Raw genomic sequence first — 23,277 nt, 5'->3', positions numbered from 1 at the left:
CGCTGATCAGCGGGAACCACACGAGGAGCAGCAGCCCGGAGAGGGCCGCCGGTACGCGCACGTACGGCACCCACTCCCGGCGCGCGCCGAGCCCTCGTACGACCGCCCGGTCCAGGGCCGCGTACAACGGCAGCAGCACGAGGTCGTGCAGCAGCGCCGCGCCCACGAACCACAGCGCCACGCCGAACCAGTCACCGGCGAGCAGCCGTACGCCCGCGTAGGCGGCGAGCGCGAACGAGCAGGCGAGCAGGAGGAGCTGGAAGGGACTTCCTACGGGGATCCATGGGCGGCGCGTCGACGGCGGGCGGGGCATGAGCGGCGGGCGGCGTGTCAACGGCAGGCGGGGCATGAGCGGCGGGCGGGGCATCCGTCGCGGGCGGCGCATCACAGGTCTCCGAAGGTCATCCGGGCCACCCACTTGGTGTTCAGCACACCGGGTGCCGCGGGCACGATGATCCGTGCCGGGTAGCCGTGGTCGGGGGACAGCTCCTCGCCGTTGACGTACAGGGCGAGCAGGGAACGCGGGTCGGCCACCTGGTTGGCGCGCAGGGCGGCCCTGCGGAAGGCGCCGCGCCGCTGGAGGGACTCGACGAACACGTCGGGCGGGTCGGCGGCGTCGTAGCCGACGAGCGCCGCGAGATCGCGCAGCCGCACCCCGCGCCACCACTGGTCCGACGTCGACCAGCCCTCCACACAGGCGATGGGCAACGCCGAGCTGTGCAGCGGGAGCCCGGCGAGCTGGGCACGGCTGAGACGGACCGTGCCCGCAGGCCCCGTCACGACGAGCCGCCATGCCTCCTCGCCCGTCTCGGCCGCGTCGATCCCGGCGTAGGCGGCGGTCTTGTTGATCTGGAAGCCGTTCGGGCCGCTGCCGGGTTCGCCGCCGCCGTGCGGTGCGAGGAGGGCGGTGCGCCGCAGCGGACCGTCGAAGTTCTGCCCGGCCGTCGTCACGAACAGCAGCAGCGAGCCGCCCCCGACGAACCACAGGGCACCGCGGCGGGAGACGGTCGGCGCGGCGGGCCGGGGAGTCACGAGGTCGTTCTTCTCCTCCCGCAGGTGCCGCAGGTTGCGCAGCGCCGTGGGCATCTTCAGCAGCGCGTGGGCGACGAAGGCCGCGAAGAACACCCACGCCCCGTAGAAGTGCAGCGGGTAGAAGGAGCCGGGGAAGACGTAGTCGAGCTGGACGTTGAGCACACCGGTCACGAACTCGAACAGCGCGCCGCCCACCAGGAGCAGCAGCGAGATCCGCTCCAGGGCGTGCGCGAGCGAGCGGGCCGGCGGCAGCGCGAACAGCCTCGGGACCACGGACCACAGCTTGGCGAGCAGGACGGGGATCAGGGTGATGCCGAGGGTGACGTGGACGCCCTGGTTGAGCCGGTACAGCCAGTGCGGGTCCGTCGGCCAGGCGAAGAGGTAGAAGCCGAGGATCCCCTTGTCCGGGGTCTTGTCGTTCACCGGCGACAGGCCAGGGTTGTAGGCGGCGTACGAGACCAGGCCCGTCACGAACAGCACGGTGATGCCGACGAGCAGGACGAGGCCCAGCACGGAGGTGAACCGGGGGCCGCGCAGGGGGCTGCGCCAGAAGCCGGGCGAGGAGGGAAGCCGTGGGTCGTCTCGCATGGCCCGACCGTAGGCCCGGAACACCCCGGGAATGGGTGCTCGACCCATGACGAAACGCTGACATCCGGCCCGGACGGCGGTCCGCGCCCGCCCTGTCGGCCTAGCGTTCCGCTGTGACCCGCTCCCTCCGCCGTGACCTGTACGCCGCCGGGGCTGCCGTGCTGCTCGTGACGGCCGCCGCCCTGGTCGGCCGCCGCATCCAGGACACCAGTCGCACGCTGTTCGTCGACTGGCCCCCGCTGCTGGCGTCCTGGGGCCCCCACCTGGGCCCCGGCACCCCGGCGGCCGTCCTCTTGGCGATCGCCACCGTGGCGTACGGCCCCGCCCTCGCGGCCCGGCTCCCCTGGCGGACCCTGCTCCCTGCGACCTGGGGCGCGGCCACGGCGTGGATCTTCTCCCTGGCCCTGATCGACGGCTGGGACCGGGGCATCGCGCGCCGGCTCACCACCCGCTACGAGTACCTCCAGGTCATCGACCGCTTCGACGACATCCCGGCAGCCCTACGCGACTTCACCCAGCACATCCTGCTGGACTCCCCCGACAACTGGCCCGCCCACATCGCCGGCCACCCGCCCGCCGCCACCCTCACCTTCGTCCTGCTCGACCGGGTCGGGCTGCGGGGCGGCGGCTGGGCGGGCATGTGGTGCATCACCGTCGGGGCGACGGCCTGCGTCGCCGTACTGGTCACGATCCGCGCCCTGACCGACGAGTCCCTCGCACGCCGGGCGGCCCCCTTCCTCGTCGTGGCCCCGGCGGCGGTGTGGATGGGCACCTCGGCCGACGCGTACTTCGCGGCGGTGGCGGCGTGGGCGGTGGCGCTGCTGGCACTGGCGCTCACGAGGCGCTCGCTGTCGTGGGCCGGGGCGTCGGGGTTGCTGTTCGGCCTGACCTGCTACCTCTCCTACGGCCTCACCCTCGTCGCGCTGATCGCGGCGGCGGTACTGCTGCTCGGCCGGCACGGGATCCGGGAGCGCCCCGCCCTGTTGGTGCCACTCCTCGCCGGACTGTCCGTGATCCCGGCGGCGTTCACGCTCGCCGGATTCGACTGGTGGGAGGCGTACCGCCTGCTGGTGACGCGCTACCACCAGGGCGCGGGCGGCATCCGCCCCTACGGCTACTGGGTGTGGGCCAACCTGGCCTGCACGGTGCTCATCACGGGGCCGGCGACGGTGGCGGGGCTGCGGCGGGCGGGCGGGGTGTTGCGGGGGACGGCGGGAAGGCTCCTCCCCCGCCGTGCCGACCCGCCCGACCGGGTTGACGAGACCCGCCTCGCACTCCTCGTCTCCGCCGCGCTGCTCGCCCTGCTGATCGCCGACCTGTCCGGCATGAGCAAGGCGGAAACGGAACGCATCTGGCTCCCCTTCGCGGTGTGGCTCCTCCCGTCCTGCGCGTTGCTTCCCCACCCGCGTGCGTGGCTCACCGGGCAGGTGGTGCTGGCGTTGCTGCTCAACCATTTGCTGCTGACGGGGTGGTGACGCGGATAGCCTCACGCTCCCGACAGCCTCGTCGTGGCGGCGTCGGCTTGGTCACGGACGACCTGGGCAGGCCGGGCACTCGCATGCACCGGTCCGCAATCGGCCTGCCCTGGATGCCTGTTGCTACGAACTCGGCACACCAGGCATTCAGGGCAAGATGAGCAGCGCAGCGTATCGGTTCCACTCCAGAACGTGAACATGGTCACGCAGGGATTCCTTGCAATCGTAAATCGCAGAAGGGGAGCATAAGCAGGCCCACAGGAGACACACAGGCACATCCCGCATCGAAAAGAGAAGACGTGCGCGCTACGTATTTCCGCAAGTCCACCGCGACGTTCATCGCGGCAGCAGGAGCAACTGTCCTACTGGCCGCGCCGATGCCCGCGAACGCATCCACCGAGATGCCCGCAACGGCCGCGGTGAGCGCGTCGAACCCCTGTAAGTCGAAGCACTACTCGAAGGTCGCCTACACCTTCTACATCGGCCCGAGCAAGATGCCTTTGCGCTGCGGAACGAAGACGTGGGGCTACAACCACATAGTTGAGCGCGGACGCTGGAGCACGAGCTTCAAGAACAAGATCAGCGACACCCTCTTCAACGGCTACGAGAGGTCACCCGGGGTGTACTACCGATACAAGGTGGGCGCCGGCTGCTCCTCGAAGCCGCCGAGGAAGAACTTCAAGGTGGTCGTCAACAAGGGCCCCCTCGGAGGGAAGCCGGGCGGCCTGACGCCCCAGGGAGTCATCACGGCCACGGTGGAGTACACGACCGCGACCGTGGCTGCGACTTCGGCGGGCGCAGGGGCAAAGTGCTGAGAGGACCCATATGGCCACCCCGGAGCAAGTGAGGGAAGCACTCACCCGAAAACTCTCAGGACCGCAGAGCGAGGGAGGAGGAACCTCTCTTGAAGTCCTTGAGGTGAAGGTGCCGTCTGTCTCCCCTGAATTGCTTCTGAAAATCCGGGTCAGCGTCTCAGGCCAGCTCTGGGAGGTCTCACTCGACTACCAGGGGCAGGAAGCGAGCCTGGTGAGCGGAGACCTCTCCGAGGACACCCTGGATTACCTCGGATTCCTCGTGCGCACCCACCTGTTCGAGTGGTGGCACACGAAGGACACGGAGAAGGTTTCAGCGCGCATGGGGAAGCGGCTGGACTGAGAGGGTACGTACGGGAGTTGACGTCCGAACGGCAAGCGGGCCGGCCGCGGCGAACACCGCCGTGATCGGCTCGTAGGCCGGACGATCGGCAACTTCGGGGCCGACGGCGCGGGCTCATCTGCCGGGCACACCAGCATGCTGCCGGTGCCCGCCGGCGCGGTGCTGTGCAGAAGGAACCGCCGGGCGGAGTGAGCGCCGAACCTGAAGACCACGGACTGGGCAGGTCGCGAGGCGGGTTCACCACGAAGAGTCATCTGGCGTGTGAGCAGGAACAGAAGCCGTTGTCGCTGCTGATCATCGCCGGGCAGCGCGGTGACAGTCCTCAGTTCGAGCCGGTCCTGAACGCGATCGGGGTGCCCGGCCTGGTGTCGGCCGGCCGAGAAGCCGCCCGCTGCGGGTGCGAGGCGATAAGGCGTACTCTTCGCGCGCGAATCGCGCCTACCTGCGCAGACGTGGCATCAGGTGCACGATTCCTGAGCCGGTCGATCAGGTCCGCAACCGCAGGCGCCGCGGACGTGGCGGTGGCCGTCCGCCCTTCTTCGACCGCGAGGACTACAAGGCCCGGCACGCGGTCGAATGCGGGATCAACCGTCTCAAGCAGCACCGGGCCGTGACGACCCGGTTCGACAAACTTGCGGTTCGGTTCGAGGCGACGGTTCAGGTCGCGGCGATTCATCAGTGGCTGTGAACCCTCAGCCTGCCGTCGTGCGGATGCCCCAGCAGAAAAGGACGGCCCTGCGCTCATTGCATTGGCGCGGGGCGGTGCGTATGGGGTTGCACCTTCCGTAGCGGCATGTGGTCCGGTGGACTTACGTCCCGATCCCTCGAGGAAAGATCCCTGCTCATGCATTCGTCCTTCATGCCACCTCGCCAGGTCAAGATCGGTGACGCGGCCGCCTTCGCCGGCACCACGCCGCGGGCGATCCGTCATTACCACGAGATCGGCCTGCTCCCCGAGCCTGAGCGGGGCGGCGATGACCGCCGCCGCTACGGCTACGAAGACATGATCCGGCTGCTGTGGATTCGCAAGATGACCGACGCCGGGATCGCCCTGGACGACATCCGTGACGCCTTTACCACCGGCACGGCTTCCGCCGGTGCGGACAGCGGAGACGGTATCGCGGGCATCCTGGAGCGGTTGGAGGAAACCCTCGCCGAGCAGGAAGCAGAAGTGCGGCGGCAGCGGACCGCCGTGCAGCGGATGCGCACCGAAGGCAGCCGGATGGGTCTGCTCTCCGACTTCGTCACCGAACGCCTCAAGAGCCTGCCCGAGGGCTCCCTGCGTCAGGCGGACCTGGACAGCCTGCTGGTCATTGAGCGGATCTTCGGCCCGCTCGGCGCGGCCGTCCAGGCCACCCGCTTCGTCGTCCTGGCCACGCACCCCGCTCTGCGGGAGGACTCCGACCGCATCGATGACGCCGAGGAGGCACTCGATGACAGCGTCGCCGTCGATGATCCGCGCGTGGCCCAGGTGGCCGCCGAACGGCACGCCTTCGAAAGCGCCCTGCACGCCGTCATCGAGAAGTCCGGTCTGGAAAAGGACGACGATGCCCTCTTCGACGCCTGGGACGCTGTGCACCCTGCTCCCGCCCATGAGGGCGAGGACGAGGCCGATCTCAGCTCCGGCGGGCGGGAGACTGACTCCATGAGCGTGTTCGAAGCCATCGGCAAGATGCCCTACGACTTCTCCCCAGCCCGCCTGCGCTGTATGGAACTGGCCGTAGAACTCTGCGCCCAAGACTCACCCGCTACCTAAAACACGCCCTAGTTGTGACGGATCGTCGTTGCGGAGGGTCTGTGCCCGAGGTCACAATGCGTGGAGGTGCCGGGTGGTCATCCCGGCGAAGTGTTGGAGGCGCTGCTTGTGAACACCGCACCGCGGTGCGCCTCGCCATGCGCGCCAGACGCTGACCACTTCGCCTCGCCCACCGGCTGACCTGCTTCATTCACGGTGGGCGCTTCCCCTTATGGGAGACCACCGTAGTGTCCGAAGACTTCGGGACGGTTGATCGCCGTCCTCTGGCAACGGTTCTTGCCGCCAACCTCGTTTCGATCGCCGGGAATTGCCTTACATACATGGGCGTGCCGTGGTTCGTGCTGCAGAGCACGGGCAGCGCCGCCAGGGCCGGAGTCGTCGCGTTCTGCACACTGCTGCCCGCAGTGCTCGCTGCGCTCGTCACCGGTCCGGTCATCGACCGGATGGGGCGACGGCGAGTGAGTGTCGCCTCGGATCTCGCCTGCGGGGTCGCCGTTGCGGCGATCCCGCTGCTGCAGTTCGCCGGCATCCTGCAGTTCTGGATGCTGTGCGTGCTGATGGCGATGACAGGGCTGTTCCGTGCGCCGGGTGAAACCGCTCGCGGCGTGCTGTTGCCCACGCTCGCCGAACGCGCCGGAATGCCGCTGACCAGGGCCGCGGGGCTGTACGACGGTGCGGCACGCTGCGCGGCGCTGACGGCATCCGCTCTCGGAGGGGTGCTGATCGCCGTACTCGGAGCCGAGAACGTCCTGTTGGTGGATGCCGCGACCTTCGCCGTGGCCGCGCCACTGTTCGCGTTCGGGGTGCGCGGCCTGCCCGAGGCGCGGGCCCAACGACGGGCCGAGCCGGCGTCGCTGCGTGCCTACCGTCGTGAACTCGCGGAAGGCTATCGCTTCGTGGCGGTCACGCCGTTGCTGCTGGGCCTGTGCCTGATGACGCTGGTCACCAGGGGCCTCGACCAGGGATGGAGCGCTGTGCTCCTACCCGTGCATGCCCGTGAGGAGCTTGATGGTGCCGTCGATCTCGGTCTGCTGAACGCGGCGTTCGGGGTTTGCGCTCTCACGGGGGCGCTGGTCTATGGGGCGGTGGGCAGCCGCTTTCGGCGGTGGCCCGTGTTCACGATCGCTTTTCTCATCGGGGGCCTGCCGCGCTTCGTGGTGGCCGCCTTCACCGACACCTTCACACCGCTGGTCGTGATCATGGCAGTTGAGGGCCTCGCCTTCGGTGTGCTCAATCCCATCATGGCCACCGTGACGTATGAGACGGTGCCGGAGGAACTGCGCAGCCGCGTGCTGAGCGCGACAACGGCCTCGGTGCATTTGGTCACTCCGCTGGGCGGACTGGCCGCGGGCTCCCTCGTGGATTCGGTCGGCTTGTCCTCCACGCTGCTGGCGGTGGGCGGTGTGTATCTGCTCGCCACGCTGTGCCCGGTGATCTTCCCGGCCTGGAGGCAGATGGACCGTATCGGTTCTCCCCGCGCCAGGGCGGAGGGCTCGCTGCCGCAGGGTTCGGGGGCGAAACGGGTGTACTCACGGAGACGGCCGTCTCGGCCCTGCGACTGATCCAGCTGAACGCGCTGCCACACCAGGTGAGTTGTCGAGGGCTGCCGTGGCCGCGCCCCCGCTTCGTCCGTCAGGACTGCGACCTTGGCTGGAGCAATTCAAAGGTGATGCGCGGAGCCAGCGCCCCGAGGAAGTCGGCCGCGTCGAAGATCTGGCCCGCGGAGGCCACGCCTACCGCGTGCGTGCGGCCCGTGAGGATGCGGTCAGTCGCCTCCACCGCCAGCGGGGCGGTGACGGCGTAGATGTCCTGGCCCGTTGCCACGGCGCGGCGTTCGGTGCCGCCGGAACGTACGACCGCTTCGACGAGGAAGGTCTGGTCGGAGCGGCCGGTCGCCGTCGGGGGCGGGGTGTCCGGGGAGGAGAGGTCGGCGGCCGCTTCCGTCGTCATGTGGGTGCGTACCTCGGGGATGGCGAGGTGGCTGGGGATGGTGACCACGTCGGCCATCGTGAACTCCCCGATGACCTCCCGGGGGCCCATCGGGTCGGGGAAGGGCCACTTCAGAAGGGCCGGCTCGGTGTCTTGGTACTCCAGGCGGCCGTTCGTGAAGCGGACGCGCCGGCCGGCCCGCCGCTCTCGGGAGACCGTGCCCGCGGCGCGGGTCCCGGGCGTGGGGTGCCAGCTGCTCAGTCCGTAGGCGATGGTCGCTTCGTCGGCCGTCTTCCAGTCGCCCATCGCGGCCGTGGTCAGGAGGTCGCCCAGGCCGCCGTAGAAGGCCATCGCCGGGACGATCACCGCTCCCACCGCCCGGGCACGGTCCGCGAAGTGCGTGAACGTGCCGACGTTGGCCTCGATCTCGGCCGCCACGTCCACGTACGGGATCCCGGCGCGCAGGGCCGCCTCGATCACGGGCGCGGCGGTGAGGGCGAAGGGCCCGGCGCAGTTGATCACGGCGGCCGCGCCGGACAGGGCGCGGTCCAGCGAGGCTGGGTCGTCGATCGAGGCGGGGCGGACTTCGAGGCCTGGGACGGATGCCGCCAGCGCGCGCAGTTTGTCCGCGTCCCGGCCTGCGAGGATCGGGACGAACCCGCGTTCGCGCAGTTCAGCCACGACGAAGCGTCCCGTGTGGCCGTACGCGCCGTATACCGTCACCGTCGCCGTCGCCGTCGCCGATTTTGCCGATCCCATGGGCTCTCCCCCTCGAGTGCTCACGCCATCCGGTCCGCTGTGAGCTGGTACAGACATCCTGGCCACCATGGGCCGTCCACCGTGAGTGTCTGGAACGACCTGCCCCGTACAGTTCCGGACATGACTACTGTCGCGCTCGCCGTCACCGACGGGATGCTCCACTTCGAACTGTCCCTGGCCCATGAGGTGTTCGGGTCGGCTCCGGTGGGCGTGGGCGTGCCCTGGTACGACGTCCGGGTCTGCGGGGCGGGCGCCGTGCGGGTCGGGCGGTTCCGGCTGGAGCCCGACCGGGGGCTCGACGGGCTGCGGGACGCGGACACCGTGATCGTGCCCGGCTGGGCGGACACCGACGTGGAGCCGCCCGCCGAGCTCGTCGGTGCCGTGCGTGCGGCCCACGAGGCAGGTGCGCGGGTGGCCTCCCTGTGCACGGGCGCGTTCGTGCTGGCCGCCGCCGGCCTGCTGGACGGCAGGGGCGCGACCACGCACTGGGCGCACACCGAGGCGCTGGCCGCCCGCTATCCGCGGGTGGAGGTCGATCCGGACGTCCTGTACGTGGACAACGGCAGTGTGCTCACCTCGGCCGGCAAGGCCGCCGCGATGGACCTCTGCCTGCACCTGGTCCGTCTCGACCACGGCCCGGCCGTCGCCAACGCCGTGGCCCGCCGCCTGGTCGTGCCGCCGCACCGGGCCGGTGGCCAGGCCCAGTTCGTCGCCGCCCCTGTGCCCGCCCGGGACGACCACCCGCTCGCCGCGCTGCTGCCCTGGGCGATCGAGCGTCTCGACCAACCGCTCACCGTGCAGGACCTGGCACGCCGTGCAGGGATGAGCTCGCGCCATCTCGGCCGCCTCTTCAGGGCGGTGACCGGCACCACCCCGCTGCAGTGGCTGCTGACCCAACGGATTCGCCGTGCCCAGGAGTTGCTGGAGGCCACCGACGACCCGGTCGACACCATCGCGGCGGCCACCGGCATGGGGACCGCCACCACGCTGCGCCGGCACTTCAACCGTACGGTCGGCGTGCCCCCGGACACCTACCGCCGGACCTTCCGCTCGGCGCCCGGACCCACCCGGCCGGCAGTGGAGTAACTCCCGCCGCACAGTGAACGCACAGCCGCTGTTTCTCCTCTTGCACAGCGAACCCCCCAACCGAGAGGAACATGCTGTGCGTTCAGGTACGCGTATACGTACACGTAGACCTTCGCGCCTGTACCCGGCCGGGTCCGTCGTGCTGGCTCTCGCCGCCGCGGGATCCGTGCTGGCGGGGCCGGCCGTCGCCGTCGAGGCGGGCGGGCGTGCCGATCTGCGGGCCGATGTGAACCGTGACGGACGGGTCGATGTCACCGGCAGCAGCGACAAGGCCGGTGAGAACAGCTGGTCCGTCGAGCGTGGCGCTGTGTATCTGCCCAATCTCGATGACGACACCAAGCGGTGCCCGGTGACCGGGCCCGGTGGCAAACCGCTGTCCGACGCCAAGCTGGCCGCGTGCAACGACGGTTCCGACACCAAGGTCAACGGCAGCGCGGACGCCGACGACCTCGCCCGGGTCCGTTCCGTCCCCATGCCGGATCTGGGCAAGGACGCCAAGGGCACACTGAAGGTCACCACGGGTGGCAAGCACACGCACCTCTTCCTCAAGCGTTCCGGGAAGTGGGTCCTGGTGACGGACAAAACCCGGCTGTCCGCCGCCGAGTTGAAGTCCGGTGTGGAGTTCGGTGTCGAGGGCACCGACGTCGTCCGGGACAGCGCGAAGTGGGACGGCCGGGCGGTGGTCCGGCTGACGGTGACGTCCGGGCAGGAGTCCACCTCCGACTCCGTGACCCTGCGCGTCGCGCCGCTGCTGACCCACCACCACCTGCAGAACACCCAGCAGGTGATGGTGACCGAGGTCCAGGGCCAGGGCACGTACAGCCGTCTTCAGCAGAAGTTCGTCGCCGAGCTCGGCAAGGAAGTCAAGAAGGCCGGAGTCACCGCACCGCTGGTCAAGTTCAAGAAGTACGCCGACCCCTGGACCCAGGACTTCGTCGAACCGGCCTACGTCAGCATGACGGGGCCGGGCGGTCAGCGGCACGTGATGCGCGTGATGCTGCGGTCCGCCCAGCCGGACCGGGACGCGGGCCGGGAGCTGTTCGAGAAGGTGCGCGGCCGGGACATCGGTGTGGTGCAGGTGACCGACCGGGCCGAGCCCGACGACTGGTCGCTCAACTCCATGGGGAACCTGGAGACCATCCCGCCCTACGCGCACGGCGGCCGCTCCTTCCCGGCCGGGCGGATCATCATGGGCGAGCGCAAGGACAGCGGGGCGCGGCCGTCCAAGGTGATGCGGACGATGCTCAAGTCGCAGGGCCTGCAGGACCCGCTGCTGCTGGACACCTCCTGGCTGGGGGTGGGGCACGTCGACGAGTTCGTGCAGTTCCTGCCCGCCGACACTCCGCGCGGCTGGCGCCTCGGCGTCGCCGACCCGCGGGCGGGGCTGAAGCTGCTGCGCGACGCCAAGCGCGACGGCCACGGCAAGACGAAGATGTTCTCCGTCCCGGGCCGCAGTGACAGTCCGGCGCCCAAGGAGACCATCGACCAGGCGCTCGCCTCCAAGCATCTGGTGGCCGACAACGAGATGGCCGCGCGTCGCATCGCGGCCAACCTGGAGATCCTGAAGCGGGAGACGGGCGTCACCGACGGGGAGATCGTGCGGGTGCCCGCGCTGTACACCCGCGAGTCGGAGGTCATGACCGCCGAAGGCGACGAGATTCCCGTGCCGCGTCTGACGCGCATGGGCGCAGGTTCCGACCTCGTGGACAGCCTCGGGGACCGCGGCCAGCAGAAGTGGCTCGCCCAGAACCCGTCCGGCTCGCGTGCGAAGGCCGCGGGGACGGTGATGACCAGCGCGTACGTTCCCGGAGCGGTCAACGGCGTGCTCCTGGGGCGCGACCGCTACCTCGCCCCGCGCCAGTGGGGGCCCGTCATCGGCGGCAAGGACATCTTCACGCAGGCCGTCAACGCCGCCTACCAGCGGGTCGGCCTGAAGGTGTCGTACATCGACGACTGGTACACGTACCACCTCGGCATGGGTGAGGTGCACTGCGGCACCAACACCCTGCGCGACGCGAGCGCCGCGTGGTGGCAGCGCCCGGCGGGCTGATCCGTCCCGAGGAGCAGGCGGCGGAACCGCACGGTCAGGTCAGGAGCCGTGCGGTCCGTCGCCGCGGCCGCCGTTGGGCCGGGTGCGCCCGGGTGCCAGGCGGCGGTAGGCCGCGCGAGCGTGGGCGACGCGGGCCAGGGCCGTGCCGACGAGCGTGGCGGTGAGCAGGCAGGCCAGCCATGTCGTGTCGCGGGGGCCGGCCCAGGTGAGGACGCCCGCGGGCGGGATGGCGAAGCCGTTGAGGAACAGCCAGCACAGGACGGCCGTGCCGGGGGCCGCCGTGAAGCGCGCACACAGGCCGAGCACCGCGGCCAGCAGGGACAGCGCGAGCAGGGCCAGCCCCGGACGGCCGGTCCCCACCACGGCGTTGAGGACTGCCACCAGCACCAGCGCGCCGCCGAACGCCCCGGCCCACACCAGCGGTGTCGCCACGGGCCTCGGAACGGGCCTGGCTCCGGTGCCCAGTGGCCTCCACTCGATCATGCCCGCGCTTCCTTTCCCGAGGGTGCCCGTCAGGGTCCCACTGACAGCCGTTCAGTGAAACACTCGAACCGGACAGTCGAGCGACGGCCCGGAGCATGACGAAACCCCAGGTCCAAGACCTGGGGTTGCTTCGTCCGGACCGGGCTGGTCCGCGTCACACGAACGCGCTCTGCCCCGTGATCGCCTTGCCGACGATCAGGGTGTTCATCTCGCGGGTGCCCTCGAAGGAGTAGATCGCCTCGGCGTCGGCGAAGAAGCGGGCGATGTCGTGGTCCAGGAGGATGCCGTTGCCGCCGAAGATCTCCCGGCTCCAGGCCACGACCTCCCGCATCCGCGCGGTGACGAACGCCTTGGCCAGGGCGGAGTGTTCGTCGCGGAAGACACCGGCGTCCTGCAACCGGGCGAGCTGCACCAGCATGCCCCACGACGCGGTGATGTTGCCCAGGCTCTTGACCAACAGGTCCTGTACGAGCTGGAAACCGCCGATCGGACGGCCGAACTGGCGGCGCTCCCGGGCGTAGTCGAGGGCCAGTTCGTAGGCGCCGGTCATCACGCCCAGCGCCTGCCAGGCCACTCCGCTGCGCGTGGCGCGCAGGATCTCGGCGACGTCGCGGAAGGAGTTGATGTTCTGCAGGCGGTTCGCCTCCGGCACCCGCACGTCGGTGAGGGTGATCTCGGCGTTCTCGACGATCCGGAAGGCGATCTTGCCCTCGATCTTCGCCGGTTCGAAGCCGGGCGTGCCCTTCTCGACGACGAAGCCCTTGACGTGGTTGTCGTCGACGTCCCGCGCCCACACCACGACGTAGTCGGCGAAGGTCGCGTTGCCGATCCACTTCTTGGCGCCGTTCAGGATCCAGGTGTCCCCCTCGCGCTTCGCCGTGGTGCGCATGCCGCCCGCGACGTCGGAGCCGCCGAGGGGCTCGGTCATGGCGAACGCGCCGATCTTGTCCATCGCGGCCATCTCCGGGAGCCAGCGGTCGCGCTGCTCCTGGTCGCCGCCGGAGTGGACGGAGTACATCGCGAGGCCGTTGTGGACGCCGAAGAAGGTGGCCACCGAGGCGTCGGTGCGGCTCAGTTCCATCGCCAGCATGCCGCTGAGCAGGTTGGAGACGGCGGGCCGGTGCTCGCCGTAGCCCTCGTAGGGCAGGCCGGCGAGGCCGCTGTCGCGGAAGACGCCGACGAGTTCCCGGGGGAACTCGCCCTTGGCCCAGTGGGCGTTGACCAGCGGCTTGATCTCGTCGCGCATGAGGGCGCGGGCCTTGAGGAGGATCCCCCGCTCCTCGTCCGGCAGCAGTGCCTCGTAGGCGTAGAAGTCCGCGATCAGCTGGTCTTCGAGCGGTTCCATCGTGGTGGTCATCTCAGTTCTCCTCCTTGTCGGCGCTGTCCAGGGCGGACAGGACGGCGAGTTGCCTGCGGTCGCGCGCCTCGGTGAGCTGCGCGTACGGGGCGGAGCCGTAGGCCTGTTCGACGGCTGCGATGAGCCGTTCCTGTTGTTCCCCCTGCTGCGACGGGGTGCCGAGACTCGCCCACATGCGCTTCATCGAGGGGCCGATGTGCTCGGCCAGGTGCCGGTAGCCGCCCGGTCCGCCGCCCAGGTGGGAGCCGAGGAACGGCCCGACCGTGGCCCAGCGCAGGCCCAGCGAGTTGGTCATCACCGTGTCGAGTTCCTCAGGCGTCACCACGCCCTGCTCGACGAGGTACACGGCCTCGCGGCTGAGGGCGTTCTGCAGCCGGTTCCCGACGAAGCCGGGGATCTCCTTGCGTTCGACGACCGGGGTGCGGCCGACCGAGGTGTAGAAGTCGACGGCGGCCCGTACGGCGTCCTGGCCGGTGCGTTCGCCGGGGACGACCTCGACGAGCGGGACGAGGTGCGGCGGGTTGAAGGGGTGGCCGATCAGGACGCGGGCGGCGTCCTCGTCCGCCAGTTCCTTGGTGAACTCGGTCGAGGGGATGGCCGACGAGGAGCTGAGCAGCAGCGCGTGGCCGGGTGCCTGCCGGGCCAGGGCGGCGAACAGGTCCTGCTTGAACTCGACGCGCTCGGGGCCGTTCTCCTGGACGACGTCCGCGTCCCGGACGGCCTCGGTGACACCGGCGGCGAGGTGCACCCGGCCGACGAGGTCCGTCACGTCCAGGCCGCGGGCGGCCAGGTGCGGGGCGGACTGCGCGAGGGCCTCGTCCACGGCCTCGGCGAGGTCCGGTCGCGGGTCGCTCACCCGGACCGTCAGGCCGTGCGCGGCGAACAGGGCCGTCCAGGACAGGCCGATGGTCCCGGCGCCGATCACCGCGGCCGTACGGAAGGTGCGGGTCATGACGCGGCTCCCTTCAGGTAGTCGTGGACCGGCTCGACGCCGGACAGCGTCAGGTCGGTGAGGATGTGGCTCGCGGAGACGACCTCCAGCACCGGCAGGTCGGCCAGCGGGGCGAGCACGTGCGCGAAGAGCTGGAGCCGGGCGGGCCCGGTCCAGGCCTCCTTGACGGTGACGTCGGTGATGCGCGTGCGGACGAGTTCCTGCACCCGCGGCAGCCCGTCGTAGCCGGGAATCGTCTTGAGCATGAAGGCCGGCACGGTGATCTGGGCCTCGGCCTCGCGCCGGTCCAGCTCGTGGTGCTTGTAGCCCATGGTGGCGGTGGCGACCCGCAGGCTGCCGTGGTCGAGGGTGCCGACGAGCGCGCCGGAGTCGACGGTGAGCGACGGGGAGCCGAGCACCTTCGGGTAGGCGGAGACCTCGCGGCCGGAGGCGGTCGCCGGGAAGTTGTCGAGGTACATGGCGTGCAGGTACTCGCCCTGCTCGCCCTCGAAGCCGACGGGGATCGCCTGGCCGGCCTCCGTGTAGGGGCCGTATCCGCTGACGTCGCCCATCTTCATGACCTCGAACCGGACCAGGGGTTCACCGATCCGCAGCGGTTCGGGGACGACGGCCCGCAGCGCGTCGGGGTCGGTGCGGTAGACGACGTTCAGGTACTCACGGTCGGTGAACCGCGGGACCGTCGGCGCGTACGCCGGGCTGGTGAGCGGGGTGGTGAGGTGCTGTCGTACGTCCTCGGCCTGCATGGCGGCTCACCGTCCCGTCCACCGCGCGGGGCGGCGCTCGGCGAAGGCCGTCATGCCCTCGCGTACGTCCGCCGAGGCCATCAGGGTCTTCATCTCCCCGCGCTGGAAGGCGAAGGCGTCGGCGTCGGGCGCCCCGTCGGCGGCGCGGACGACGCGCTTGACGGCCGCGAGCGCGAGCGGGGCGTTCTCCGCGAGCCGTTCGGCCAGCCGGAGCGCCTCGGCGGCGGCCTGGCCGGTGGCGGTGACCCGATTGGCCAGGCCCAGTTCGCCGGCGCGGCGGCCGTCGACGGGCTCGCCGGTCAGCAGGAGTTCCATGGCCAGGTGGTGCGGGACGCGCTTGGGCAACCGGATCACGCCGCCGCCCGCCGCGATCAGGCCGCGCTTGACCTCGGGCAGCCCGAACCGGGCGTCCTCGGCGGCGACGATCAGGTCGCAGGCCAGGGCGAGTTCGAAGCCGCCGCCCATGGCGTAGCCCTCCACGGCGGCGATCAGGGGCTTGGCCGGCTCGGCCTCGGTCAGTCCGCCGAAGCCGCGGCCTTCGACCTCGGGCGACTCGCCGCGCAGCGCGGCCTTGAGGTCCATGCCGGCGCTGAACGTGCCGCCCTCTCCGGTCAGGACGCCGGCCCGCAGCTCGGGGTCGGCCTCCAGTTCGTCCAGGGCGGCGGTCAGGCCGGTGGCGACCGCGGCGTTCACGGCGTTGCGGGCCTCGGGGCGGTCGAGGGTGATCAGCAGGGTGGAGCCGATGCGTTCGGTGCGTACGGGGGTGGTGGGGGTGCTCATGGCTGTCCTCCTGTGACGGTCAGACGGTCGGACGGTCAGCGGACGGCGGTGTCGAGCTCGGCGAGGACGTCCTCGGTGTCCTGGCCGGCGACCGGCGCCAGACGGCGGATTGAGCCGGGCGTTGCGGAGAAGCGCAGCGGGATGCCGATGGTGCGGACGGTGCCCTCGGTCGGGTGCTCGACGGTGTCGAGGAGGTGGCCGTCGCGGACGTACGGGTCCTCGTGGGCGCGGTCCAGTTCCAGCACCGGGGCCATCGGGATGCTGTGCTTGGCGCACACCTCCGCCCACTCGTCGGTGGTCAGCGCCGGGGCGCAGGTCTCCAGGAGCGCGGCCAGGTCCTCGTGGTCGGCGCTGTCGATGGCGTCCCCGTTCACCCGCGGGTCCTCGGCGAGGTTCGGGCGTCCGGCGGCGGTGAAGAAGTCCCGGTAGTTCTGCGGGTTGTACGGCATGACGCAGGCCAGGCCGTCCTTGGTGCGCACCGCCTTGTGGCCCTTGAGCATCGACAGGGCGAAGCCGGTGGGGCCCGTCTCGGGCACGTGGGTGTGTCCCGCCAGGTGCTCGACCAGGTTGAACGCGATGAGGGTGTCGGTCATCGGGATCTCGACGAGCTGTCCCTGCCCGGTCCTGTTCCGGTGCAGCAGGGCGGCGAGCACGCTGTAGGCGATGGTCAGGGAGGAGACCTTGTCGCCGATGATGGTCGGCAGGTAGACGGGCTCGCCCAGCGCCCGGTCGGCGATGTCGACCAGGCCGGACGCGGCCTGCACGGTCTCGTCGTAGGCGGCGTTGCCCGCCCGGTCCGAGTCGCTGCGGAAGCCCTGGGCGTGCGCGTAGACGAGGCCCGGGTTGCGGGCGGCGATGTCGTCGTGGGACAGGCCGAGGCGGTGCAGTGCGCCCGGCCGCATGTTGGTGATCAGCACGTCCGCGGTGTCGATCAGCTTCAGCGCCCGCTCGCGGTCGGTGTCGTCCTTGAGGTTGAGGGCGACGCTGCGCTTGTTGCGGTTGACGTTGAGGTTCAGCGGGGTCATGCCCGGCGTGGTGCGGTAGTGGCCCACGCGCACGGTGTCGGCGGGCGACTCGATCTTGATCACGTCGGCGCCCAGGTCGCCGAGGATCTGGGCCGCGTAGGGGCCCATCACCACGGTCGACAGGTCGATCACGCGGATGCCTTCCAGGGGGCCGGTGGCGGTGTCCGTGATGTCCGTCATCGCTTTTCCTTCAACTCCTCGCTTCGCATGTATGTGTATCTGGCAACTAAGTTAGCAAGGAGGGGCTGGGGAACGGAAACAAATGGAGTGACCAATAGACGAAAGGCGGTATGACCGCAGTGGTCATACCGCCTTTTTACGAATACTCTTGTGGGTCAGGTATGAAGCGGCTCGGTGAAGATCTCGCGGGCGGCTGCGACGACTTCCTCCAGGTCACCGCCGTGTGCCCGGTCCTTGCGCCAGAGCAGACCGGTCTCCAGCCGGGGATGGAAATCCGAGAAGGGAAGCACGGTCACATTGTCGAGACGGTAATTCTGCACGGGGCTCCGCGGATCCAGCATGGAAATCGAGAACGCCAGGCCGCTCGACACTATCTCGGAGACTCCCTCGAATGTCGCGCTGCCGATTTCGATCCGTTTCTTGATGCCGAGCTCGGCCAGCTGCTGGTCGAGACCGCGAAAATAGGCGTTGGTGACGGCCGTGGGCGAACCCGCGTAGGCGAGTCCGGACAGTTCGGCCAGGGCGACCGACTCCCGCCCCGCGAACCGGTCCCGGGGCACGACCGCGCCGAGCCGCTCCGACATCACCGGCAGCTGCTCCAGGGCCGGGTCGCCGCCGACCGGGAGCCGGGCCAGGGTCAACGCCAGTCTGCCGTCGCACACCGCGTCGACCAGCCGCTCGGTGCCACCCGGCCAGCGTTTGATCTCGAACCGGTCGCCGACCCGCTCGGCGAGAGCGGCCATGCGTTCGCGCAGGTCCGGATGGATGCCGCTGGGGACACCGAGCAGCAGGGTGGTCCGCCGCGGCCGGGTCGTCTCGTCCAGCCGCCACTGGATGGAGTCGACCTGCTCCAGGACCCCGCGGGCGATCGGCAGCAGCGCGCTGCCGGCCGGGGTGAGCCGTACGTGGTGGGTGTCGCGGTCGAACAGCCGGTGTCCGAGTTCGTTCTCGAGATCCTTGATCCGCCGGCTCAACGGGGAAGCGGCCATGTGCAGTTTGCGGGCCGCGGTGGAGAAGTTCAGTTCTTGGGCGACGGCGACGAAATAGCGCAGGTGCAGGAGCTCCACGCGGTTCACCCTAACCGCTGCGGCCTGCGGTCCCCGGGGCCATGGGGCCGGACAGCTCCTTCTCCATCAGCGTGAAGGACTTGGGCCTGCCGCCCGGCTGCGGTTTGCCTTCCTTGTGGCCGACGACGCGGTAACCGGCAGCCCGGTAATAGGCGTTGAGCTGCGCGTTGCCCGCCAGGCAGTCCAGACGGGCGCCGATGACCCGCCCGCCGGCCTCCGCGAGCCAGACCTCGCCCCGTGCCATGACCTGCCGGAAGTGGTCCTCGCCCAGTTCCCCCGGCCGCCACTGCCCGGTGACGCCGCGGGCCGGCATCCAGCGGGCCGCGGCGTCACGCAGACGGACGAGGGTGGCCGGGTCGGCCTCGGTGGCCGGGCGGACGTGTAGATCATTCACCCGGGGATCGTCGCACGTCCGTACGACGACGGTCCTTCAGACCACCGCTGATCAGGAATCCTCGATGGTGATGAAGGGATCCCACTGGAAGTAGCCCTTCAACTGGCGGTGGCGGTCCAGGATCTGGAAGGAGAAGTGGTAGGTGACCTGGCCGGCCTTCTTGACGGTCGTGCGCCAGTAGTGGTCCTGGTAGCGCTGGGTGTCGAACTCCGGCCTGCCCTCGGATCCCTCCTTCGGCAGGGGGTAGATGCCGTCGACCACCTCGATCTCCGGTGTCCTGATCAACTGGTGCCGGGGGTCGTTGCTGACGTACCGGTACAGCAGTGCCTTGTAGTCGCTGCCGAGCGAGAGGGTCGTCTCGCGCCACCTGATGCTGTCGCCAGGTTCGGCCCGGAGGTTCAGTTCGGCGCCCGACGTGCCGACTATGTGGTCGAGACGGGTCGTCATGTAGATCAGGTTGTGGTCGACCCCCGTCGGCGCGTCGGGGTTCCGGGACGCACTGGGGTTCCGTTCGACGATCGTGGCCGCGTCGAACGCGATCAGTACGTTGAGATCAGCCATGCTGCTGCTCCTTCTTGTCGGGCACCTTGTACGCCATCGCCCGCGGGTAGTCGTGGCGGTGCAGGCGGACGCGGACCAGGAGCGGTCCGGCGTTGAGCGGGTCGGCCGGGTCGGTGAGGCGGTCCAGGAGGTCGTCGAGTTCCACGGTGTGCGCGACGGTGACGCCGTGTGCCGGTGTGTGCTTGCCGGCGAAGACGTCCGCGAGGCGGTCGTAGTGCCAGGGGTGGAGGACGTTGTAGAAGTCGGGGTCGGCCGCGTCCTGGTCCGCGTAGTACGCCGGGTGCACCAGCATCTGCTCGACGCCGTAGAAGTGGCCGTTGTCCATGACGAACACCACCGACCGCAGCCCGTGCCTGGTGTGCGTGGAGATTTCCTGGCAGGTCTCCTGGAAGGCGCCGTCGCCGACGAACACCATCGGGCGGGCGTCGCCACGCTCGGGGACGAGCGCGGCGCCGGTGGCCGCGCCGACCGACCAGCCGATGGACAGCCAGCTGACCTGCGACAGGAACCCGCCCGCCGGCAGGGACAGGTTCATCGAGCCGATGAGGGAGAACGCGGCGTCGGAGACGACCGTCCAGTCCTCCCTCGTCTCGTGGTTCAGGAAGTGGTTGATCCGGTCGAACACGGCGTCGTAGGTGAGGCGGTCGGCGCGCCGGTGGGGCGAGCGGCTGCTGCGCAGTGCGGCCCGGTGGTGTTCCAGACCCGCCGGGCGGTTCTCGCGCGGTCCGTGGTGGGCGTAGGACTCGGCGTAGTAGTCGGCGGCCAGGCCCCCTGAGCCGTACGCCTTCACCAGCGCGTCCTGGAGGGCGGGCAGCAACCGTGTGAGCTGGACGTCGGGGTAGTAGCCGGTGCCGACGCTGACGCCGCCGTGCGCGGCCATCACCCAGTCGGTGCCGACGTACTGCTCCCCGCCGAGGTTCTTCGACGTGGACCAGGCGCCGAGCCCGATGCGGCAGGTGGCCCAGTCCTTGAACACGGTGTGCACGTCCGGGTGGCTGGCGCCGCCGTTGTAGACGCCGTGGAACTGCGGCAGGTCCTCGTCGACGACGGCCTTGGCGCCGACGGTGGTGCAGAACGGCACGCCCGTCGCCTCCACCAGGTCGATGAGCTGCCCGCCGAGGCGGAACCGGTCGATCTCCTCGCCGGCCCAGACGATGGGGCGGGGCCTGCCGTCCGGGCCGGGGTGCTCCTCGACCAGGGTGAGGACCGCTTGCACGGCCTTGTCCAGCATGGTCTGGTTGCGTGCGCTGAACGGCCGCTCCCGGGGGACGATCGGTGCCTGGGGCTCGGGGCACGGCTCGTTCCAGAGGTCCTCCATGACCTCCAGGTAGACCGGCCGGCGCTCGGAGAGGCACGCGGTGAGCGCGGCGTCGATCTGGCCGGGGGCGAGGCCCGGGTTGGAGATGGCCTGGGCGTCCACGGTGACCTGCCGGTAGACGTCCAGGTTGCTCTCGGGTCGGGGGCTCATGTGCGAGGTGAGCAGGCCGACAGCGCGGTAGTTCTGCCACTGTTCGTAGGGCGGGGAGGCGTTGACGGCGACCAGCGGGACCTGTTCGACGTAGGCGCCGCCGCAGGCGTTGAGCAGGTTGAACGCGCCGACGCTGTAGGTGACGGCGGCCGCTCCGATGCCGTGGATACGGGCGTAGGCGTCGGCGGCCTGGCCTGCGCCGCCCTCGGTGGGCGTGCCGACCCACTCGATGTCGCCCTCGGCCCGCAGGGTCGTCAGGAACGGCCCGAGGTGGTTGCCGGGGACGCCGAAGAGGTGCGTGATGCCCAGTTCGGCCAGGCGCAGGGCCAGGTAGCGGGCGACTGTGCACTCGGGGTCGATCGCGGTCACGAGCGGCCCTCCTCGTGGTCCGCGCCCGGGGTGGTGACCGGCGGGGCCTGGTGGACGGCGAGGGCGGCGCGCACGGCGCTCTCCAGGGCGCCCTCGATCCAGGCGTGTTTGAGGGAGGTGTGCTCCCCGGCGAAGTGCACGGGGCCCTCGGGCCGGGAGACGTCCAGGTGGAAGCTGGTCATCTGGTGCGCGGTGTAGATGGCGGCCTCGCCGAAGGCGTACGGGTCGCGGGCCCAGCTCTTGGTGGCGCCGCGGCCGGTGAAGAACACCTCGATGCGGCGGCCGTGCAGGGCTTGGAGGTTGCGCAGGGCGTAGACGTAGCGTTCCGCGGGGCGCATGGAATCCCAGCGGGCGGCGTCGTCGGACCAGCAGTACGAGGCGAGCACGACACCGCCGGTGCTGCCTTCGACCCGGTGCGACGGGTAGTACATGAACCGGTTGGGGTTGTCGGTGGCCGAGCCCCCTCCGAAGCAGTGGGTGGCGGGGCGGACCGCGGGGCCGCGCAGCGGCATGGTGCTGTTGAGCTGCCGCATCTCCTCGGTGACGCTGCTGTCCTTGACGGCGGCCGCCAGCAGGTCGGTGCCCGACCCGTCGAACGTGGGGACACTTTCGGCGTCCACCTGGCCGCCCAGCCGGTAGTACTCGTAGAGGCCGGGTGCGATGCGGTCGAGTTCGTCGCGCCAGTCGGCCTCGGTGAACTCCCACCACCGGTGGCTGAACTCCAGCAGCACCTTGGTGGCCTGGTCGTAGTGGGTCTCGATGATCGCGCGGCGCTTCTTGTACGACATCGACGGGACGATCTCCACGAAACGCAGGGCGGAGAACGGGACGGTGACGATCGCCAGGTCGGCCGTCCACAGGCGCGGCGGGGCCTGTGGATCGTTCTCGGCGACGGTCTGCACGGCCACGCCCCACCCGTCGGGTCCGACGGCACCGGTGCCCTCGGGGTCGGTGTCGCGGCTGGGGTCGTGGTACTCGAGGCGGATCACGCGGTGGCCGAGCCGCACCTCGTCGCGCAGGCCCTGGTGGAGGGCGTACGGCAGACGCCAGCTGCCGCCGGGTATCTCCCAGTAGCGGACGCCGGGGTTGATGTCGCTGCGGCTCAGGAAGCTGTGGAAGAACGACAGATGCAGCCGCGAGGACATGTTCTCCAGCGTTCCGACGGCCTCGATCGCCTCGTCGCTGAGTCCGGCGTGGTCGCGCAGGAAGCCGCCCATCGAGTAGCCGTCGAAGTCGCGGATCACCCGGGCCCAGCCCTCGACCCACTCCTCGAAGGGCTTGTTGACGCGCTTGCCGTCGACGATGTCGGAGTAGTGGTCGCGCACGCTCTCCAGCGCGTCGTCGACCATCTTCACGACGGGGGCGCGGACCTCGTCGTCGGTGAGGTGGAAGCCCTCGTTGATCCGCTCCGGACCGGCGGCGTAGTCGGCGCGCCGCACCTGGGTGCGGTTGGCGCGAATCCAGGAGTTGCCGCGCTTGTCGGGTTCGCGGAAGTCCGGGCTGTCGTCGCCGTAGGTCCAGGTGCGGCCGGTGAAGGAGGTGTACGTCACCGGGGGCACGGGGACGTCGGGGCCGCTCCCGGTGCCGGGGTCCACATCCACGTTGTAGAACTGGCGGCGGCCGAGCCCGAGTTTGTCGACCAGGGCGAGGACGAGCGGGTGGAAGTCGGGCAGCCGCATGGCGCCCGCCTCGGCGTACTGGGCGGGGTCGTCGAAGGGCTGGTGGTGTTTGGTGGCACGGAAGGTCTTGATGCGTCCGCCGACCCGGTCGGGGTTGGCCTCCAGGATGGTGACGTCGTGTCCGGCGTCCTTGAGCAGTCGGCCGGCGACGAGGCCGGTGATGCCGGCGCCGATGACGAGGATCTTCTTGCGCGGGTGGTGGGTGGGGCCGAGGCGGCCCGTGTCTATCAGCGTGTGCAGATAGTGGAGTTTGAGGTCGGTGCCGTCCGGCCCGACGAGGAGGAGTTCGCGGGCGAGCCTGAGGCAGGTCTGCCAGCGGGCACGGGTGGCGGAGTCGTCCCGAGGTAAGTCGGTCATAGCTTTCGATCGTAGATATGTCGGAACGATTT

General features: G+C 70.2%; 20 protein-coding genes and 1 pseudogene. 8 read left to right on the top strand and 13 right to left on the bottom strand.

What is annotated here, in order from left to right; translation table 11 throughout:
• Positions 1 to 384 precede the first annotated feature (384 nt).
• The gene (locus tag ACZ3I3_RS01390; protein ID WP_467361612.1) at positions 385 to 1,620 is read right to left on the bottom strand and encodes a molybdopterin-dependent oxidoreductase; all 1,236 of its coding nucleotides are present in this window, start codon (positions 1,618 to 1,620) and stop codon (positions 385 to 387) included.
• Positions 1,621 to 1,733: 113 nt separating this feature from the next.
• On the opposite strand from ACZ3I3_RS01390, the gene ACZ3I3_RS01385 reads away from it, so the two are divergent.
• The 6 genes and pseudogenes from ACZ3I3_RS01385 (at position 1,734) to ACZ3I3_RS01360 (ending at position 7,568) form a co-directional block, all read left to right on the top strand.
• On the top strand, positions 1,734 to 3,095 hold the full coding sequence (locus ACZ3I3_RS01385; protein ID WP_467361610.1) for a hypothetical protein: 1,362 nt from the start codon (positions 1,734 to 1,736) through the stop codon (positions 3,093 to 3,095).
• 299 nt (positions 3,096 to 3,394) lie between these two features.
• Positions 3,395 to 3,910: a hypothetical protein gene (locus tag ACZ3I3_RS01380; protein WP_467361608.1), complete on the top strand. Its 516-nt coding sequence runs from the start codon at positions 3,395 to 3,397 to the stop codon at positions 3,908 to 3,910.
• Between the two features lie 10 nt (positions 3,911 to 3,920).
• Positions 3,921 to 4,250, top strand: a complete 330-nt coding sequence (locus ACZ3I3_RS01375; protein ID WP_467361606.1) for a hypothetical protein — start codon at positions 3,921 to 3,923, stop codon at positions 4,248 to 4,250.
• A gap of 119 nt (positions 4,251 to 4,369) precedes the next feature.
• A pseudogene (locus ACZ3I3_RS01370) lies at positions 4,370 to 4,938 on the top strand (IS5 family transposase); the annotation flags it as partial.
• A gap of 156 nt (positions 4,939 to 5,094) precedes the next feature.
• Complete coding sequence (locus ACZ3I3_RS01365; protein ID WP_467361972.1) at positions 5,095 to 6,006, top strand: MerR family transcriptional regulator; 912 nt, start codon at positions 5,095 to 5,097, stop codon at positions 6,004 to 6,006.
• A gap of 227 nt (positions 6,007 to 6,233) precedes the next feature.
• On the top strand, positions 6,234 to 7,568 hold the full coding sequence (locus tag ACZ3I3_RS01360) for an MFS transporter (RefSeq protein ID WP_467361604.1): 1,335 nt from the start codon (positions 6,234 to 6,236) through the stop codon (positions 7,566 to 7,568).
• Between the two features lie 70 nt (positions 7,569 to 7,638).
• Here the strand turns inward: ACZ3I3_RS01360 and ACZ3I3_RS01355 are convergent, their stop codons facing one another.
• Positions 7,639 to 8,694 (bottom strand): saccharopine dehydrogenase family protein, encoded by a 1,056-nt coding sequence (locus tag ACZ3I3_RS01355; protein ID WP_467361602.1) that lies wholly within the window; start codon positions 8,692 to 8,694, stop codon positions 7,639 to 7,641.
• 120 nt (positions 8,695 to 8,814) lie between these two features.
• Between ACZ3I3_RS01355 and ACZ3I3_RS01350 the strand changes: the two genes are divergently transcribed.
• A complete protein-coding gene (locus tag ACZ3I3_RS01350) occupies positions 8,815 to 9,780 on the top strand; it encodes a helix-turn-helix domain-containing protein (protein WP_467361601.1) in 966 nt (321 codons plus the stop codon).
• A 139-nt stretch (positions 9,781 to 9,919) separates the two neighbouring features.
• Positions 9,920 to 11,830, top strand: a complete 1,911-nt coding sequence (locus ACZ3I3_RS01345) for a protein-arginine deiminase domain-containing protein (protein WP_467361599.1) — start codon at positions 9,920 to 9,922, stop codon at positions 11,828 to 11,830.
• Between the two features lie 39 nt (positions 11,831 to 11,869).
• On the opposite strand, the gene ACZ3I3_RS01340 is transcribed toward ACZ3I3_RS01345, so the two are convergent.
• From ACZ3I3_RS01340 to ACZ3I3_RS01290, 11 genes are all read right to left on the bottom strand, one after another.
• Positions 11,870 to 12,313 carry a hypothetical protein gene (locus ACZ3I3_RS01340; RefSeq protein WP_467361597.1) on the bottom strand — a complete coding sequence of 148 codons (444 nt, stop codon included), beginning with the start codon at positions 12,311 to 12,313 and terminating at the stop codon, positions 11,870 to 11,872.
• 154 nt (positions 12,314 to 12,467) lie between these two features.
• On the bottom strand, positions 12,468 to 13,670 hold the full coding sequence (locus ACZ3I3_RS01335) for an acyl-CoA dehydrogenase family protein (protein WP_467361596.1): 1,203 nt from the start codon (positions 13,668 to 13,670) through the stop codon (positions 12,468 to 12,470).
• A 1-nt stretch (position 13,671) separates the two neighbouring features.
• Positions 13,672 to 14,622: a 3-hydroxyacyl-CoA dehydrogenase NAD-binding domain-containing protein gene (locus ACZ3I3_RS01330; protein ID WP_467361594.1), complete on the bottom strand. Its 951-nt coding sequence runs from the start codon at positions 14,620 to 14,622 to the stop codon at positions 13,672 to 13,674.
• Entirely contained in the window at positions 14,619 to 15,365 is a 747-nt protein-coding gene (locus tag ACZ3I3_RS01325; RefSeq protein WP_467361592.1) for an acetoacetate decarboxylase, read from the bottom strand. The genes ACZ3I3_RS01330 and ACZ3I3_RS01325 overlap by 4 nt, the downstream gene beginning before the upstream one ends.
• 6 nt (positions 15,366 to 15,371) lie before the next feature.
• Positions 15,372 to 16,145, bottom strand: coding sequence for a crotonase/enoyl-CoA hydratase family protein (locus ACZ3I3_RS01320; RefSeq protein ID WP_467361590.1), 774 nt, complete (start codon positions 16,143 to 16,145; stop codon positions 15,372 to 15,374).
• A gap of 35 nt (positions 16,146 to 16,180) precedes the next feature.
• On the bottom strand, positions 16,181 to 17,350 hold the full coding sequence (locus ACZ3I3_RS01315; RefSeq protein WP_467361588.1) for a CaiB/BaiF CoA transferase family protein: 1,170 nt from the start codon (positions 17,348 to 17,350) through the stop codon (positions 16,181 to 16,183).
• A 155-nt stretch (positions 17,351 to 17,505) separates the two neighbouring features.
• Positions 17,506 to 18,417, bottom strand: a complete 912-nt coding sequence (locus ACZ3I3_RS01310; RefSeq protein WP_467361586.1) for a LysR family transcriptional regulator — start codon at positions 18,415 to 18,417, stop codon at positions 17,506 to 17,508.
• Positions 18,418 to 18,427: 10 nt separating this feature from the next.
• Complete coding sequence (locus tag ACZ3I3_RS01305) at positions 18,428 to 18,811, bottom strand: GNAT family N-acetyltransferase (RefSeq protein ID WP_467361584.1); 384 nt, start codon at positions 18,809 to 18,811, stop codon at positions 18,428 to 18,430.
• Positions 18,812 to 18,862: 51 nt separating this feature from the next.
• Positions 18,863 to 19,372 (bottom strand): inclusion body family protein, encoded by a 510-nt coding sequence (locus tag ACZ3I3_RS01300; protein ID WP_467361583.1) that lies wholly within the window; start codon positions 19,370 to 19,372, stop codon positions 18,863 to 18,865.
• A complete protein-coding gene (locus ACZ3I3_RS01295) occupies positions 19,365 to 21,209 on the bottom strand; it encodes a thiamine pyrophosphate-binding protein (protein WP_467361581.1) in 1,845 nt (614 codons plus the stop codon). Before ACZ3I3_RS01295 ends, ACZ3I3_RS01300 begins: the two co-directional genes overlap by 8 nt.
• Positions 21,206 to 23,245 (bottom strand): flavin monoamine oxidase family protein, encoded by a 2,040-nt coding sequence (locus ACZ3I3_RS01290; RefSeq protein WP_467361580.1) that lies wholly within the window; start codon positions 23,243 to 23,245, stop codon positions 21,206 to 21,208. The genes ACZ3I3_RS01295 and ACZ3I3_RS01290 overlap by 4 nt, the downstream gene beginning before the upstream one ends.
• Between the last annotated feature and the right edge of the window lie 32 nt (positions 23,246 to 23,277).

Source organism: Streptomyces sp. NPDC016851, assembly GCF_055562795.1.
The sequence above is the reverse complement of the archived record's forward strand: the minus strand, read 5'-3'. Positions and strand labels throughout refer to the sequence as shown.

Bases quoted from the DNA above. Each gene is read 5' to 3' on its own strand.
- ACZ3I3_RS01390 (WP_467361612.1), bottom strand. From the start codon at position 1,620: ATGCGAGACGACCCACGGCTTCCCTCCTCGCCCGGCTTCTGGCGCAGC.
- ACZ3I3_RS01375 (WP_467361606.1), top strand. From the start codon at position 3,921: ATGGCCACCCCGGAGCAAGTGAGGGAAGCACTCACCCGAAAACTCTCA.
- ACZ3I3_RS01365 (WP_467361972.1), top strand. From the start codon at position 5,095: ATGCATTCGTCCTTCATGCCACCTCGCCAGGTCAAGATCGGTGACGCG.
- ACZ3I3_RS01355 (WP_467361602.1), bottom strand. From the start codon at position 8,694: ATGGGATCGGCAAAATCGGCGACGGCGACGGCGACGGTGACGGTATAC.
- ACZ3I3_RS01350 (WP_467361601.1), top strand. From the start codon at position 8,815: ATGACTACTGTCGCGCTCGCCGTCACCGACGGGATGCTCCACTTCGAA.
- ACZ3I3_RS01340 (WP_467361597.1), bottom strand. From the start codon at position 12,313: ATGATCGAGTGGAGGCCACTGGGCACCGGAGCCAGGCCCGTTCCGAGG.
- ACZ3I3_RS01335 (WP_467361596.1), bottom strand. From the start codon at position 13,670: ATGACCACCACGATGGAACCGCTCGAAGACCAGCTGATCGCGGACTTC.
- ACZ3I3_RS01330 (WP_467361594.1), bottom strand. From the start codon at position 14,622: ATGACCCGCACCTTCCGTACGGCCGCGGTGATCGGCGCCGGGACCATC.
- ACZ3I3_RS01325 (WP_467361592.1), bottom strand. From the start codon at position 15,365: ATGCAGGCCGAGGACGTACGACAGCACCTCACCACCCCGCTCACCAGC.
- ACZ3I3_RS01320 (WP_467361590.1), bottom strand. From the start codon at position 16,145: ATGAGCACCCCCACCACCCCCGTACGCACCGAACGCATCGGCTCCACC.
- ACZ3I3_RS01315 (WP_467361588.1), bottom strand. From the start codon at position 17,350: ATGACGGACATCACGGACACCGCCACCGGCCCCCTGGAAGGCATCCGC.
- ACZ3I3_RS01300 (WP_467361583.1), bottom strand. From the start codon at position 19,372: ATGGCTGATCTCAACGTACTGATCGCGTTCGACGCGGCCACGATCGTC.
- ACZ3I3_RS01290 (WP_467361580.1), bottom strand. From the start codon at position 23,245: ATGACCGACTTACCTCGGGACGACTCCGCCACCCGTGCCCGCTGGCAG.